Raw genomic sequence first — 16,219 nt, 5'->3', positions numbered from 1 at the left:
AAAGCCGATTTGAGGGTATCCCGTTCAAATTACATGAAATATGCTAATTGCTTTACTTCGAGTCCGCTTGCAGCTTCGCGATGCCGGCATCAAATTGATTTTTGACTTTCTCTACGGCTGTAGCAGGCGCCACTTTACCTTCCGTAATATCTTTCAGTACGCTGTCAACCAATTTGTCTGCATCCGGAATGGCGATATAGCTGCCGCTGTAATCGATTTTGTCGTACATTTGCGTACGTGTATCAAGTGCATCCGGCGTATATTGGTTTTTCCAGCTTTCTACTGCAAGCTCTTTGTTTTTACCGTGCAAGCTGATTTCGTCCATGATTTTCATGGCGATCTCAGGATTCTTGGAGTATTTGGAAACCATGTACATATTGCCGTAAGGCGTGTAGGATGTGTAATCTGATGCGTTAGGCGCTTTCGGGAAGAAGACATAACCGAGTTCCGTATCCTTCATGTTGTCCTTCAAGCCGCCAAGCTCCCAGCTAAAACCGCCATACATGACGCTTTTGCCAGCGATAAATGCTTTGTCATTGCCGTCTTTCGGAGCCGGCTGCAGAATCGATTTGTCCACGTTGTACATATCCGCTACCAATTGAAGACCTTGGATCGAGTTTGCGCTGTCCATCGAGAATTTCATGGCGCCGCTCTCGTCTTTGTCGAACGAGCCTTTATTGCCGTATACGAATTGCTCCGTACTTACCTTCATGTCGCCGATGTATCCGAAAACGTCTGTTTTGCCGTCGCCGTCTTGATCTTTCGTTGCGGCTTTAGCCAGCTCGCGGAATTTATCCCATGTCCAGGCTCCGCTCTTCTGCAATTCGTATGGATCTTCAACGCCAAGCTGCTGCACGAGCTTCTTATTATAGAAAATGCCGTATGGAGAAGGAGGAGAATCAATGAATCCGTATTGTTTGCCTTGGAAGCTGCCGCCGTTCTTCATCCAAGGAATGTACTTGGAATCGCTCAGATCCAGCATATCGTCGATTGGCAGGATGAAGTTCTTGTTTACGAGTCCCGGGAATGACCAGAACAGCTCAAGAACGACTACATCCGCGAACGGATCGCCTGCAAGCGAGGTCGTTGTCAGGTTCTCTACATATTTGCCGTAATCGCCGAACTTGACGAATTCGATTTTGCCGTTATATTTCTTCTCCGCAGCTTCGATTAACGCGATTTGCTCGTCTTCTGCAGGGCCGCGATCTTTCTCTTCCATCAGTCGCGGGTCAGCGCCGTCCCACCACAGTCCGATTTTGATTGTTGCGCCTTTCAGATCGCCCGCACTCTCTGCAGGAGCATTTTCAGCTGTGTTCGTGGCATTGGTTTCGTTCGTCGTTGCCGCCGTGTCTGTATTTGTAGCTCCTTCAGAAGTCGTGTTATTCGTTGTGTTGTTCGTTGTGTTGTTTGCGCCACATCCTGCTACCGAAAAAGCTACCATCAATGCTGCTGCCGAGACCATCAAACTACGTTTGTTTCCATTACGCATTTTGTTTTGTCCTCCCCTTGGTTAGAAAAAGTAGTTACTTGCATCTAAACCCTTGCTGAGCTGCTAAAGTATGGATGGCCTCCTCTCTGGACGCACTACTCAAAGGTATACCTTGATTCTATTAAATAGGTATAACCTGACATTTGGTTGCGTTTTCATTTTATGACTAATTCACAGAGTTGTAAATAGTGAATATATCTTTTTATGAAATTTTTAATAGATTTGACAATTTCGAACTTAAAAGTGGTATAAATATACAGGTTTTGTCGATAAAGATATACTCCATTTGCAAAAGGTATATTTGAATATGGTATATATACCGGATGTACACGATCGTACATTAAGCGGGACCGAGTTGTATGACGGAGAAAAAGCATATCTTTCGTACTGTTCGAGGCAACAAAAAAAGGGCTCCGCAAGCTCGATTGAGCTTGCCGAAACCCTTGTTCGTAAAAGTATGGTGCGGTCGAGAGGACTCGAACCTCCACGGCTGTTACACCACTAGAACCTGAATCTAGCGCGTCTGCCAATTCCGCCACGACCGCATCTGGCAGTTGTCGCTTCATAATGAGAAGCGGCGTTTATAAAAATACCATATTTGTTACGGTGAAGTCAATATTTGCTTAACATTTGCCATCAATGCTCCAGCAGCGCCAGCACGCGAAGCCAATTCCCGGTACTTCGCTCATCCTTCTGTGCTGTATTGCGCACCATGATCCGCATCGGTTCTGCTTGCGCATGTACCGCCAGTTGGACAGGTACCGGCCGCTGGAACAACGGACACCACTCATCGAACGGATTCACGAGCCTGAACGGTCCACCGTTGATCGAGAATTCCAGCATACCCGAATCCGGCCCGCATATGAGCAGCAAACCCGCTCCATGCCCATTCGCGTCGAAGCTGAACGCCGCCTCCTGTGAATCAGAGGCCAGATGATCGGCAGCATATCGCCAGTTGACCATGTTGTCCGGTCTCCCCTGTTTCAGGAGCAGCTTCACATCGTAGGCTGCGGAGATGTTTCTCATAGCACCTTGCTCATAAGATCCTTCGAGCAATGGTACCGGAAGGTCGAATGAAACCTCGTTCATCGTCCCAATCGTATTTTCCTCCAAAGCAGCCTCCAGAAACGCCAGCAATAAATCCGCATAGAATGCGTACCCGTCGTCATTCGGATGCGTACGGTCGGGTGCAAGCTGCTCCCACGTCCCTCCGCCTGCCCAGAGCCAATCGCGCACCCTCGCGAAGAACGACACCGATGGCAGACCATAGCGAGCTGCAACCTCTTCGTGTGCAGAGATGAAGAAAGGTTCCTTCTCCTTCAGGTTGTTCTCGTCCGCGGAATAGAGAAATACTAGGTCGGCCTGCGGCAACAGCCGGCGACTTTGTCTCACAATCCCCTCCATGCCGCGGATTGTCTCCTCTCTTCCTTCAGCTGTATGTTCGCGGTGCTGACTGTCATTCACCGCAAACTCGATGAACAGCAGGTCAATGTCTTGCTCCGACTTGACATGGGCTTGCAGTCGATGCGCGCCGAGCGTAGAGTTCGTCCCCCCGACCCCCGCATTAATGAAGGTCCATTCAATAGAGGGGTAGGCAGTTTGCAAGTATTGCTCCGTGAGCGCCCGCCAGCTGGACCGGTCGGGATCGGAAGCGCCGTAGCCTTCCGTAATCGAACCGCCGAGAAAAGCGACGGTAACGGGTTCGTTCAGACTCAGTTTCTTACGAAAACGCGGCAAACCTTCGCGCGCGGTGCAATATTGATCTATGTTATTCATCCTTGATCCTCCAACAAGGCAGGCCCTCCGCATAGGAACGTCCATAAAATGCTGCAGGAAATGCAGCATTTCCCCCCTTTCAAAGGGAAAACTCTACAAATGTTGCTCAATTGGCATGATTTGTAGTGAGGGATGGCACTTTTGCGTCTGTATGAAGTGAAATGTTGTAATCAGCGCAGCATTTCCTCCACTGAGCTCGCTATTCCATAGAAATGCTGCATAACTGGCAGCATTTCAACTTGCGAAGAGCCGCCTGCTTTCTATTAAGGTGTAACTCGGAGCGAATCCAGCAGCATATACGTCCCCGTTTTCTTCACGACTTTGAACGTATGGCTGCCCGAAGTCAGACCGGTGATTTGGTAGACGACCTGGTTCGCGAGCCGGGTCGCATTATACGTGCTGACTGTCGCCTTGAAGACGTTATCGATGTAAATATCGACATCGCCTTGTCCCGCTTCCTTCTCCGTGATGTATTCAATGCCGGTTCCCGTAAACGCATATTGAACGTAGTCATTGTTCGTTTGCGTAAAATGTACGTCGTTGTTGAAATCGCCGAAGCCTCGGTTTCCGTTCAACGACCATGCTCCGGAGTACGTAAGACCTGCATCCGTATTGTTGATTTGAGTTTTATTCGTGATCACCTTGAACGCGTCAATAAGCATGTAAGTTCCTGACTTCTTCACGACCTTGATCGTATGGCTGCCGCTGGTTAAGCCGGAGATCCGGTACACGCTTTGCTGCGTCAGTCGGGTTGCATTATAGGTACTTACCGTGCCTTTGAAGACATTATCGATATAAATATCGATATCCCCTTGCCCCGATTCCTTCTCCGTAATCAGTTCAACGCCGGTTCCGTTAAACGTATACTGAGCGTAGTTGTTATTCGTGGACGTATAATGCACATCGTCCTGATAATCGCCAAATCCTCTGCTGCCGTTATACGTCCACGAACCGGAGTACGTGATCGAAGTATCGGTGTCATTGACCGCGATGTCGGCCGGAACGCTGAAGCGCAATTTATCCACTAGCATATAGGTACCCGATTTCTTAACCGCCTTCAGCGTATGCGCTCCGTTTGCCAGCCCGCTGATCGCATAAACGGTCTGCTGCAGCTGCCTGGTTGCGTTATACGTACTGACCGTCCCTTTAAAGACATTATCGACGTAAATATCGACATTACCTTGGGACGAGTCCTTCTCCGTAATCAATTCCACACCTGTTCCGTTAAACGTGTATTCGAAATAATCGTCGTTAGTTTGCGTGAAATGAACGTCGTCTTGATAATCGCCGAGTCCGCGATTGTAGCTGCGCTGCCAGCTGCCCGAATACTTAATGCCTGTATCGTCGTCATTAGCCGTAACCGATCCGCCTGCAGCTCTCACCTTCAGTAGCCGTGAGCCATGAGCCGGCAGATTGATTGAGCTGTAACCGGTATTATAGGAGCCAAGATCGGTATGCGACCACAAGTCGCGGACGGTTGCCGCGCCGTTCAACCCGATGTCATTCCAGTTTACCGTCACTGTTGCCGCCGCGCTGCCGAGATTCACCAAGCCAACCGTGTATGTGCCGTCTCCGTTGTTGGCGTACCAAACCTGCTGATTCGTTGCCGTCGACACGGGATGCGCCGGACGGCCCGATTGGTTGACCGCGATGACTTCATCGTTAGTCAGCAGACTGATGCCGAAGCTGTCCAGATTCGTCAGGTCATTGCCGGTATACAGCTGCGCTGAAGACATTGCCCACAGCGTCATCGCCGTGCGGCGTTCATCCTGCGTCAAGCCGTCCATTGCGCCATTTCCGACGTTCAGCGAATCGAAATCATTCCATCCGCCGGGTCCTGCGTCCCGCCACCATATTGCCGCATCCGGAAATAACCGAGCGATATTCGGCCATGAAGTCAATGCGGTATTCGTGCAATAGCACTCCACATCCCAGTCGACGCGCCAGCCGTTCGCATACTGCTTCCAAGTGTCAACGTAATTGTGATCCAGTGCCCAAGACAGCTCGAACCAGATGCCATGCGGTGCAAGTGCTTGCGACCAAGCGGCAACATCGCCGCGGGAATCGATGGACGTATCGTTATGCCCGGATCCCGGCGTAACGCTATCGAACTTCAAGAAGTCAACGCCCCATGAATCCAGTAGATTCGCGATCGAATCGATATATTTCTGTGCGCATGGGTTCGAGAAGTCGATTTTGTAGCCGAGTCCCCAGTAATCTGCCGTCGTCAGAGGCAGTACCGCGATGTCCTGCATCGAGCAGCCCGGTGCGTTATAGATCGGCAAATCCGCGGTATACGCCTGCGGCGCCAAACCCGGAATCATGTACAACCCGATCTTCTGGCCGTTGTTGTGCACATAATCGATAACCTCGCCGAGACCGTTCGGGTAAAGCGTCGTGCTCGGCACCGGCCGCCCGTAGCCGTCCATGCCGCCGTTCCAGCCGGCATCGATGTTGATGTACTCGTAGCCATGCGATTGCAGCGTCGCATGCATCGCATCGGACTGCGCTTTAATCTGCGCTGCCGTGATCCAAGCAGAGTTGCCGCTGTACACCTGCATGCTGTAGCTGCTCCAGCCCATGTACGGTTTAGCGCCAAGCCCGTTATTTGCTGCGTACGCTCTGTTTTCTCTAGGTGCGATTACGGCAAGCTGTGCAACGATTAACAAAACAACAATCACCCACATGCGTAAAGCTATGCCTGCCCGAACCTGAATCACATCATTCATCCCCTTTGCATCATTAGCATTAAAAAAACCGGGCGCTTATGCATCGATAATGCGCCCGGTTGTCTTGCCATGCTATTTCTTGAATGTGGAGGAATCATAAGCCTTTTGCAAAATTTCCAAGTAACGATTGAGCTTCAAATCTTCCAGTCCTTTTACGTAGCTGTCCCAATCTTTATCCAGACTCTTGTGGCCCGTGATGAATTGCAGTGCGTTCTCATCGATGTACGTCTTGATGTTCGTTTGCAGCATTGTAGCTTCATCTACTTCGGAAGGATCAAGCCAGATTGCCCACAGCGGGAACAATTCCTTCGGCTCATGACCTTGGTACTGCAGCGTTGCTTGATACAAACGACGCTCATAGTTCGCGGAGTCGTAGATGTCTGTACCTTGTACATAGCTGTCACGGTATTCTTTCGGCATATAGAAGTGAGCCATACCGCTCCAACCTGCGTTACGAGGCGCTTCGCCTTCCGCTCTCGGAATCGGTGCAACCATCGGTTTCACGCCTTCGCCAAGCGCAACCTCGCCGTCTTTCGGATCTCTCCAGTCAATGTCTTTCATACCGGATGCGCCGTTGGTTTGACCTTCAGGGGAGAACATGTAATCAACAAGCTGAATCAGTGCAACTTGTGCTTCTTTGCTTGCTTTGCTGGTAATTGCGAATTTCGCGCCGGGGGAAACGCCGCCGCCGTCATGCGTAGCCAGCGAAACGCCGTTTGGACCTGTAAGCGGCGGAACTTGATTGTAGTCTTTGGAGTTTTTGTTGCCGTGATCGATGTTTACGAAGATAGCCGGGTGCATGCCTGCGCCTGCGCCGAGAATTTGCGCATCGCCGTTTTCGCCGATTTTCTTGAATGCTTCCGCATTTTGCGTGAAAGCACCCGGATCGATCAAACCTTCATCGAACAACGATTTAATGTACGTCAAACCTTGTTTCCATTCGTTGGTTACTGCCGCGGAGCCTACTTTACCGTCTTGCATCAACAAATGGTTGCGGTCGTCATCATAGACGAATGCATCCATCAGGTAAGGAACGACGCGAACACCGAAATCCTCAGTCGAGCCGCTAAGCGGTACTTCGTCTTTTTTGCCGTTGCCGTTAGGATCTTGGTTTTTAAACGCTTCCAATACTTTTTTGAAATCTTCCGTCGTTTTCGGCATTTCAAGCTTCAGCTTCTCCAGCCAGCTCGTGTTCAGCCACATTTTGTTCGGGTACGAACAGTGGAAACATTGGGAGTAAGCAGGAAGGCCGTAGATATTGCCGTCCGGCGCTACGCTGAATGCTTTGAAATCCGCGTTGCTGTCCAGGGCTGCCTTAATGTTCGGTGCATATTGATCGATCAGATCGTTCAGCGGAATCAACACGCCTTGTTTACCGTATTTGATCAGGTCCGCTTGCGAGAATTGATCGATATACGCCGTCAGCATATAAGCATCCGGGAAATCGCCGCTCGCCAAGGAAATTTGACGTTTCTCTTTAGCGCCGTCGCCGGGAATGGCTTCGAACGTGAATTTGATGTTGAATTTATCTTCTACGAATTTCGTGAACTTGTTCGTTTCCAGGTTGATGTCTTGCTCTTGCACTGCGAACAGCTTGATGTCGACCGGTTCTGCAGGTGCAGCCGTGTTTGTTTCGGCAGGTTCGTTCGTATTCGTTGCTGCGGCATTTGTCGGTTCGGTGTTCGAAGACGTATTACTGTTTCCGTTGTCTTTGGAGCAAGCCGACATCACCATGGTGGTCATCATGACGATTGCAAGCAAGCTTACCATTCTCTTTTTTAACACGTGTAATCGCTCCCTTTTAGTAGATCTGCTTGGTTTATTGCCATCACCAATACCATCGCGTTCAAGCACAGCCTGTGATCAGATGCGCTTATAAACGGCATCACCCCTTTCATAGCCTCCGTTGCAATTAGCCCTTAACCGACCCTACCAGCATCCCTTGCACAAAATAACGCTGCACGAACGGATAAATAATGAGCACCGGAAGCGTGGCTACTACAATCAGCGAGTATTTCAGAAGCTCCGCCAGCTGCTGCTTCTCCACCTGCTTCATGGCATCCATGTTGGAGCCGCTGTTGTTCTGGATAATGATACTTCGCAGGATTAGCTGCAACGGGTACTTACTTGATGTTTTGAGATAAATAAGGGCATCAAAGTACGCATTCCACTGACCGACCGCGTACATGATGACGAGTACCGCAATGATCGGCTTGGACAGGGACAGCACGACGCTGCGAATGAAGCGGATATCCGTACAGCCGTCGATTTCGCTTGCTTCCACAAGCTCTGCCGGTATGGACTGCTGGAAGAACGACCTTGCAATGATGACCTGCCATACCCAAACGGCGTTCGGAATGATAAGCGCCCATCTTGTGTCGATCAACCCCATGCTCTTCACGACCAAATAAGTCGGAATCAGTCCTCCGCTGAACAGCATCGTGAACGTAATGAGCATCATGATGACGTTACGTCCGAAGAACGTCGACCGCGATAGCGGGTATGCCAGCATGACCGTTAACATGACACTGATAAATGTGCCTGCCGCGGTATAAAGCAATGAATTGCCGTAGCCGGTCAATACTTGCGGATTCTTAAACAAAGCTTCGTAGCCCTTTATCGAAAAATCGACCGGCCACAGCCAGACACGTCCCGCTGAAACGGCAGCCGGACTGCTGAATGAGCTGCTGAAAATGTAGATTAACGGATAAAGCACCGCCACCAGCACGAGGGCCAGAATGATGTAAATGACGGTTAGGAACACTTTATCGCCTGATGATTCTTTGATTCGAGTCGCTACCTTAGCCACATGAACACCTCTTCATTACCAGATGCTGGATTTCAAAAACCGCCGTGCCATTGCGTTTACCGTAAATAACAGAACCAGATTGATGACGGAGTTAAACAAACCTACTGCCGTCGCAAAGCTGTAATTCGCATTCAGCAAACCAATTTGATACACATATGTCGCGATAATCTCTGAGCTGGCGATATTTAATTTATTTTGAAGCAGATACACTTTCTCGAAGCCGATTGCCATGACGTTGCCGACATTCAGAATCAAGATGATGGAGATTGTAGGCAGAATACCCGGCAAATCAACGTTCCAGATCTTCTGGAAGCGAGATGCGCCGTCCACCTTGGCTGCTTCATATAGCGTTGGATCAACCCCGGCAAGCGCTGCCAGATAGATAACGGCGGAATAACCGGCTGTCTGCCAAATATCCGACCATACATAAATGGACGTGAACATGTTCGGGTTACCCAGGAAGTTCACGGATTCCAGCCCCAAGTGATTCATGAATACGTTTACAAATCCGAGCCTCGGCGCTAAGAAAAGCATAATAATCGAGACCATGACGACCGTGGAAATAAAGTACGGCGCAAAGGTGACGAGCTGCACGAACCGCTTGAACTTCTGGGCGCGTACTTCATTTAACATGAGCGCGAGCAGAATCGGAACCGGGAATCCGGCAAGCAGCAGATAGAAGCTGAGCGTGAGCGTATTCTTCACGATCGTACTGAACACCGGGTTCTCAAAGAACAATCTGAAGTTATGAAAGCCCACCCATGGACTTCCCCAGATGCCCTTGGTCACGTAGTAGTCTTTGAAGGCTAATACCGCGTTCAGCATCGGGTAGTATTTGAAAATAATAAAGAATAACAGCGGCGGTGTGACGACGAGATACAATTGCCAATGTCTTGCGAAACTTCTTCTTGCGCCGAGACGTTTGCCAGCGGCTTCCAAAACAATCCCCTCCTATGAATCGAACCTTGATGTGTGACAGCGCTTTCTACAGGATCGATCATAGGTGATTTTAGGTACCTCAAGGAAGGTACAATTGCGTCTTTTAGCGTACAGATATCCCGAAATGAGGGGGACATTTCCGCATAAAACGGCCATCTGGGCAATCGCGCCTCGCAAAAAGGCGCAAAAAAACCGACCGCATCTGCTGCGGCCGGTTAACGTGCTTATTTCGTATTTTCTTGTGCAAGCCATTTGTTGTACGCCTGCTGCAAAATCGTCACGTAACGATTGGAGCCAAGTGCCTTTAGACCGTTTACATAGGCATTCCAGTCTTTCTCGAGGTCTAATTGACCCGTTATGAACGCCATTGCGCTTTCATCGATCTCGTGTTTGATATTCGATTGAAGGAGGCTCTCTTCATCTGCATTAGAGGAATCGATCCAAACCGACCACATCGGGAAAAATTCCTTTGGCTCATGTCCTGCGTATAATTCCGTCGCCTGATACAGCCTTCTCTCGTAGCCGGCCGGCGAATAAATGTCCATATCCTGCACCCAGCTGTTCCTGTAGGACTTCGGCATGTAGAAGTGGCCCATCCCGCTCCATCTCGTATTATGGTGTGCTTCCGACTCTTTCACTACAATACTCGCGAACTTCGCCGGGATATTGGGGTCAAGCGCTTGTTCGCCATCGAGCGGTCTTCGCCAATCAAGTCCTTCCTTGCCGATTTCCGCCCCGGCTTGACCTTCGGGCGTATACAGATAATCCGCAATTCGAATGAGCGCAACGCGCGCTTGCGGACTTGCTTTATCCGTAATGGCGAACTTGGCTCCCGGCGTGCTGCCGGATTGATAATAGACCGCGTAAGAAGCGTGCGGTCCTTGCAGCGGCGGAACGGGCACATAATCGTTGCCTCGTTTGTTGCCAAGTCCCGTGTCAACGAAGATCGCCGGATGCATCGCCATCCCCGATCCCAAGATCTGCGCGCCGGCATTCTCGCCGAGCTGTTTGTAGGCATCGGCATTTTGCGTAAAAGCACCTACATCGATTAAACCTTCATCATATAAAGATTTGACGTATCTCAGCCCCTCGCGCCATTCGGGCTTGTCCGCTGCCAAACTGACTTTCCCATAGGCAACTTCGACGTACGTGCGATCATCATCGTAAACAAACCCGTTCATTAAATACGGAAGCACCCGAACGCCGAAATCCTCGGTTGATCCGCTGAGCGGAACTTCGTCGGCCAAACCGTTGCCATTGGGATCACCGTTCTTGAACGCCCTAAGCACTTCGCGTAAATCCTCGGTCGTCTTCGGCATATCCAGGTGGAGCTTCTTTAGCCATTTCTCGTTCAACCACAGCTTATAGGGATAAGAGCAATGAAAACAATCGCTGAATGAGGCCAATCCATAAATATTGCCGTCCGGCGCCGTATTGAGCGCGCGAAGCCCCGGCTCTCGATCGAAAGCTGCTTTGATATTCGGGGCATATTGGTCGATCAGATCATTCAGCGGATAGAAAATGCCCTGTTTGCCGTACCGAAGAACATCCGCCTGCGTGAACTGATCTATATAGCTTGTCAAAATATAAGCATCCGGATAATTGCCGCTCGCCAGCGATATTTGTCTCTTTTCCTTGGCGCCTTCATATCGAATGGTCCTCCAATCGAAGGAGACGTTAAACTTCCGCTCCAGCGATAGCGAGAAATCATTCGTTTTCAAATTCTGATCCGAATCCTGCTGCGCGAAAATGCTGATCCGGATCGGTTGAGCAGCGGATTTATCCTGCTGCTCCACATGATCGCAAGCAGGAAGTGCGAAGAGGATTGCGCATAGTGAAATTGCTGTACAAGCTGACCGGGCAAATATCTTCAATGCAAATCCTCCTTTCAACCTTCGGCAATCTGCCGGTACGAGCTTGGTGACACACCTGTAACGCGTTTGAACGCCCTGCGGAAGGAATGCGAGCTGTTGTAGCCGACGCGCGATGAAATCTCATCGACCGTATACCGATTCTCGCGAAGCAGCGTCACCGCGTGTTCCATACGAACCTGCTCCAAATAATCCGATAGATTAGAGCCGGTTACTTCCTTAAACAGCTGCGAAATGTATTTCTCCGGCCGCTCCACTTGCTCTGCAATCCGGTATAGCGTAAGCTCGGAATCCGAAAAATGTTCGCCGATATAAGCTTTGATGCCGTCAACCGTTCGCGTATGACTATCATTCTTGCGGCTGACGACTACCGCGCACAGCGCATCGGCAATATCCTCGATTTCCGTCTGAAAGCTGCGTTTATCCTGCGCTTGAATGGCAATAATCCGATCCTTCAACTGCTCGAATATGCCGGATTCCATAAATGTCTTCTGATCAAGCAGCTTCAGTAGCGTTCCCTTAACTTCTCCGACCAGCTGCTGCCACATTTCCACCGACAGCTCGCGCTGTTCTGTATTAAGGGAAAGCACGGATCGGACGATGCGCATGGCTTCATCTGTTTCTCCGGCCCGAATGGTCCCGATTAGACGAAGCTCCAGTTCAAGCGGGTAATAGTAAGTCGCGCTCTCCATGCTCGTTTCGTCATACCAAACGACACCTTTGCGATCGGCGTGCAGCGCATGCTCCAGCGTCTGCTTGGCCTGCTCATAAGAAACGCTGACTTCCGTTTCCGAGCCAAAATGATCGCCGAGCGCAGCCGTAAATGTAATCCGATATTCCGCAAAAGCCTGCCGAGACAGCTGCTCCAGCAGCGCGGCAATCTCGCTGCGTCCAAGCGTATTGCCCGTCTCCGCTTCTTTGGAAGCGAACACGATCACGATCCTGTCCGAGCCCCAATCGGTTGTCAGCATGAAGCCGGCAATATCAAGAAGCGCTTGCTTCAAGATGAGTCTCGCGGCATGCAGCTCATTCAGCACCTCGACACTGTCCATCCCGGTATAGCCTTGTACATGAAGAATGCACACATACCCGGAATGGCCGTAAATCCCGGTATTCGCTTGGGAAGCAGCGGCAAAAATCTCCTCCCGCGTCTGCAGCTCCCCGGAAATTAACCGTTTCAAGAAAGCATCGCGAATGAGCGGCAGCTGCCGATGCAGCTCTGACTCCAGCTGATTGCTGCTGCGAATCATTTCCGCAATGTTCCCGTGCAGAAAATCGTATTCATTGCGATCGGCCGTCTCCACCTTGCCGAATTGCTCCTTCACGACCGACACCAGTTTATGAATAGGCACACTGTTGCGATAGGCCAGCAATAGACCGACCAGCAGACCTATGGCCAGCGCAATGCCGGTAATGGTCCAAGTCATGAACTTGATCTGATTCGCGTTCTCCAACAAGACATGCCTCGGAATACCCGAACGGTACACCCAGCCGTTCGTCTCCGAATGAATCGTTATGACGAGGTCATCGTCGTAAAATTGACTGGTTTGATTCGGATCAAATTTAGGATCTTTGGACAACGCTTTCATATCCGGCAACCCGGTTCCTTGAGAAGCTATCGTTTCACCGTTGGCATCGCTGATCTGCGTCCAACCGCCGTATTTGTCGGTGATACCCGTCAATAAATTCGCGATCGTTTTCTCATCGATAATAACGACGGCGACGGCAGGCGACGAACCGCTGAAGCTGTCGAGCGGGAAGGACTGCATATACGTCACTACCGCTGTTGCCGTCCCTTTATTATTGAATTTGCGAAGGGGCATGATTTCACTGCGATGTGTTTTGCCCAATATAGACTGCTTCCACTCTGCCAGCGTCTGGTCCGTATAGCGGAAGTTATCATAATAATGCTCCGGACGGAAATAGGCTGAGCCGGGCGTCAGAATCACATTGTAGTTGCCCAAATAAATATAAAACTGCTGCAGGAAATCATTGGTTTGTCCGAACGTAAGGACGCTGCGCAGCATTTTCCATATCCCATATACATTCGTTTGGTCTCCCGCGCTCTTCTCATTCATCAAGATACTTAAGTCCGGATTGATGGCGAGCTGTCTCGTGAAGCCCTCAACCTCGGCCATCCGCCGCTCCAACAATTCCTTGCTCTTCTGGAGCTGTATCACATTGTTCTGGATGGACAGCTTCTCCGTCACCGAGATGGAGGTGCGATAAGATATGAATCCCGCGATGCTGGGAATAATTAAGATAACGATATAAGAAACCAGGAAGCTGCGAAACACGCTCGAAAACTTCTTCATCAGACCTCCCCCCTCCCTCTATATGTTAGCGCTGTCACGCCTCTGCACTCTATTATCGTATAAAATCCGGCTTATCGCACGACATTTATGTAAAAGAAAAGCAACCGAAAGGTTCATTTCCTTCAGCCGATCGCCTCAATTTCCCAGCTATTCCGCGCATTTCCTCTTATTTAACAATTACACCCAGTTAAGGCGAAGTTACTTGCTTAAGAGCAAAAAAAAGAAGCCTTGCATAGGCAAGGCTTCTCTGAGTTTAATTAGTTGGTGCGGTCGAGAGGACTCGAACCTCCACGGCTGTTACACCACTAGAACCTGAATCTAGCGCGTCTGCCAATTCCGCCACGACCGCATCTGGCAGATGTGTTTGCGGTACAAGCCGCAACCACGTTTTTTATTATGGCATCCGCTTCATGCGAAGTCAAGATGATGAACAAAAGTTGAAATTTTCTAACTATAGCTTAATCAAACAAGTCGCCGAAAACATCAAGCATCGTTTTCTTCTTGCGCGGCTTACCGTATTTGTCATAGCCATGTTTATCATACCCGTGCGAGTCATATCCACTTTGGCCGTAGCCTTTGCCGGTGTTGTAATTGTGGTCCTGACTCCGGTGCCGATCGTGATCTTGATCGTAATGCGTTTCATTCGGCGGATAAGCAGGATTGACATGGACGCTGCGCTCCAGGCGATCGTAGTCATCACGAACCTCTTTGACACCGCGTACAAGCTTGTCCAGCTCCCCGCGATCCAGCCAAACCCCTTTGCAATCCGGGCAAACGTCGATCAGAACGCCGTCTTTCTCAATCTCGCGCATGCGAACATCAGAACATACAGGACATTTCATCGGAATAACCTCCAGTAACGTTTGCTACACCTATACGGATGAACCTTCATTTTGTTTCAACTTTTTTCGGTTACAACTCTGTTCGAGGTGCCGTCACCGGTTCATACACATAGCTTCTGCTGAGTTTCACCACTCTGCGGCTGCGCTTGCGAATGACGACGGAGTCCGCATCCCAGGCGACGACAATACCGAGTACATCATTTGCTTCCATGCCATCTCTTACTACGCGAACCGATGTACCTTCAACTCGAAATTGGTTCAGTTGTTCTTCTGATATCATTCTCAATCGCTCCATTTCTATAAAAAAACCTCAATACGGCAGGGAATGCCAGCATTGAGGTCTTTCCATTCTCTTGTATCCAGCTGCGCTCAGCTAACATGTTCCTTCGAATCATTCGTTTCGTACCATTCATCAAGAACGCGAGAAGACATCACACGGCTCGTGATATACTCCGCTTGCTTCTCGGTAAATTGCTCTTTCCAATCCATCTCAAGCTCTGTGGAGAGCTTCACAATCGTAAGGAGTTCGGACCATGCAACATACCGTTTATACCAGAAAAACTGCGGATGCTCAATCATATAAGGGTACAAGTCATCAAAATCCGTATGCTTGCAATCAAGAGCACGTTCGAAATGGTTCTTCGCTTCCGACAATTTGGTTACTAAATAATCAGCAGATAATTGTCCCATATGTTGTGCCTCCAATCCGTCACTTACGATCATTATAAGCCAATTCATTCAACTCGAAAAGATGGTGTTGATGGTATTTAACTGGATATTATTCGAAACGAATCTTTCCGCCATCCAGCGAAGCAATACGCACCAGCGATTCTACGCGAATGCCTTGTTCGCGAATCGTACGTGCGCCGGCTTGGAAGGATTTCTCCACTACGATGCCTAGTCCTGCCAAGGTAGCGCCGGAACGTTCGATAATTTTGATTAGACCGCGCGCTGCATCGCCGTTCGCGATGATATCGTCGATGAACAGCACGTTATCGTCAGGCGTTAGGAATTGACGGGAAACCATAATGTCCGTTACAATGCCTTTCGTGAATGACGGAACACGTTCGCAATAGGCATCCGGATCCGCGATGAGCGTTTTCTTCCGACGTGCAAATACGAGCGGCACCCCAAGAGCCAGAGCTGTCGTAAACGCAACCGGTATGCCGGAGGATTCCACCGTGATGACTTTCGTAATCGGCGATTCTGCATATAGACGCGCGAATTCTTTACCCATCTCTTGCGTAAGAATCGGGTCGACCTGATGATTCAACAGGGCATCCAGCTTGAGTACATCTTGATTTAGAATAGAGGCTTCACGCAGTATGCGTTCTTTTAGCAGTTCCATTCGCTTTCCCTCCACCAAAAAAATCTTTTCCGTTAAAGGTATCATATGGAACACCGACAGCGCAACTAATCGGCAAAAAATATACCGAAACAGCGGCTATT

The 16,219-nt window shown here is 49.8% G+C and carries 12 protein-coding genes and 2 tRNA genes; all 14 read right to left on the bottom strand.

All coding sequences use genetic code 11. The features are described from left to right. Positions 1–52 precede the first annotated feature (52 nt). A complete protein-coding gene (locus BM412_RS05980) occupies positions 53–1,489 on the bottom strand; it encodes an ABC transporter substrate-binding protein (protein WP_091215161.1) in 1,437 nt (478 codons plus the stop codon). A gap of 458 nt (positions 1,490–1,947) precedes the next feature. Continuing rightward, positions 1,948–2,034, bottom strand: a tRNA-Leu gene (locus tag BM412_RS05975). Positions 2,035–2,125: 91 nt separating this feature from the next. Continuing rightward, positions 2,126–3,265 carry an SGNH/GDSL hydrolase family protein gene (locus BM412_RS05970; protein WP_177245678.1) on the bottom strand — a complete coding sequence of 380 codons (1,140 nt, stop codon included), beginning with the start codon at positions 3,263–3,265 and terminating at the stop codon, positions 2,126–2,128. A 263-nt stretch (positions 3,266–3,528) separates the two neighbouring features. Further along, positions 3,529–5,994 carry a glycoside hydrolase family 27 protein gene (locus BM412_RS05965; RefSeq protein ID WP_218163123.1) on the bottom strand — a complete coding sequence of 822 codons (2,466 nt, stop codon included), beginning with the start codon at positions 5,992–5,994 and terminating at the stop codon, positions 3,529–3,531. A gap of 72 nt (positions 5,995–6,066) precedes the next feature. Continuing rightward, on the bottom strand, positions 6,067–7,764 hold the full coding sequence (locus BM412_RS05960) for an extracellular solute-binding protein (RefSeq protein WP_091215156.1): 1,698 nt from the start codon (positions 7,762–7,764) through the stop codon (positions 6,067–6,069). Between the two features lie 142 nt (positions 7,765–7,906). After that, a complete protein-coding gene (locus BM412_RS05955) occupies positions 7,907–8,803 on the bottom strand; it encodes a carbohydrate ABC transporter permease (protein ID WP_091215154.1) in 897 nt (298 codons plus the stop codon). A 15-nt stretch (positions 8,804–8,818) separates the two neighbouring features. Continuing rightward, positions 8,819–9,742: an ABC transporter permease gene (locus BM412_RS05950; RefSeq protein ID WP_091215153.1), complete on the bottom strand. Its 924-nt coding sequence runs from the start codon at positions 9,740–9,742 to the stop codon at positions 8,819–8,821. A 224-nt stretch (positions 9,743–9,966) separates the two neighbouring features. Beyond that, the gene (locus BM412_RS05945; RefSeq protein ID WP_091215152.1) at positions 9,967–11,616 is read right to left on the bottom strand and encodes an extracellular solute-binding protein; all 1,650 of its coding nucleotides are present in this window, start codon (positions 11,614–11,616) and stop codon (positions 9,967–9,969) included. 14 nt (positions 11,617–11,630) lie between these two features. Then, positions 11,631–13,928, bottom strand: a complete 2,298-nt coding sequence (locus BM412_RS05940) for a helix-turn-helix domain-containing protein (RefSeq protein WP_091215151.1) — start codon at positions 13,926–13,928, stop codon at positions 11,631–11,633. 262 nt (positions 13,929–14,190) lie between these two features. Next, positions 14,191–14,277, bottom strand: a tRNA-Leu gene (locus BM412_RS05935). 109 nt (positions 14,278–14,386) lie between these two features. After that, the gene (locus BM412_RS05930; protein ID WP_091215149.1) at positions 14,387–14,770 is read right to left on the bottom strand and encodes a TFIIB-type zinc ribbon-containing protein; all 384 of its coding nucleotides are present in this window, start codon (positions 14,768–14,770) and stop codon (positions 14,387–14,389) included. Positions 14,771–14,840: 70 nt separating this feature from the next. Beyond that, entirely contained in the window at positions 14,841–15,050 is a 210-nt protein-coding gene (locus tag BM412_RS05925; RefSeq protein WP_091215147.1) for a hypothetical protein, read from the bottom strand. Positions 15,051–15,139: 89 nt separating this feature from the next. Then, positions 15,140–15,460 (bottom strand): hypothetical protein, encoded by a 321-nt coding sequence (locus BM412_RS05920; RefSeq protein WP_090978009.1) that lies wholly within the window; start codon positions 15,458–15,460, stop codon positions 15,140–15,142. 88 nt (positions 15,461–15,548) lie between these two features. After that, complete coding sequence (locus BM412_RS05915; RefSeq protein ID WP_091215145.1) at positions 15,549–16,118, bottom strand: xanthine phosphoribosyltransferase; 570 nt, start codon at positions 16,116–16,118, stop codon at positions 15,549–15,551. Between the last annotated feature and the right edge of the window lie 101 nt (positions 16,119–16,219).

It is taken from the genome of Paenibacillus sp. BC26 (genome assembly GCF_900116125.1).
Lineage (GTDB): Bacteria > Bacillota > Bacilli > Paenibacillales > Paenibacillaceae > Paenibacillus_Z > Paenibacillus_Z lignilyticus.
Note: the sequence above shows the minus strand (reverse complement) of the source record. Positions and strands in the feature narration are given on the sequence as shown.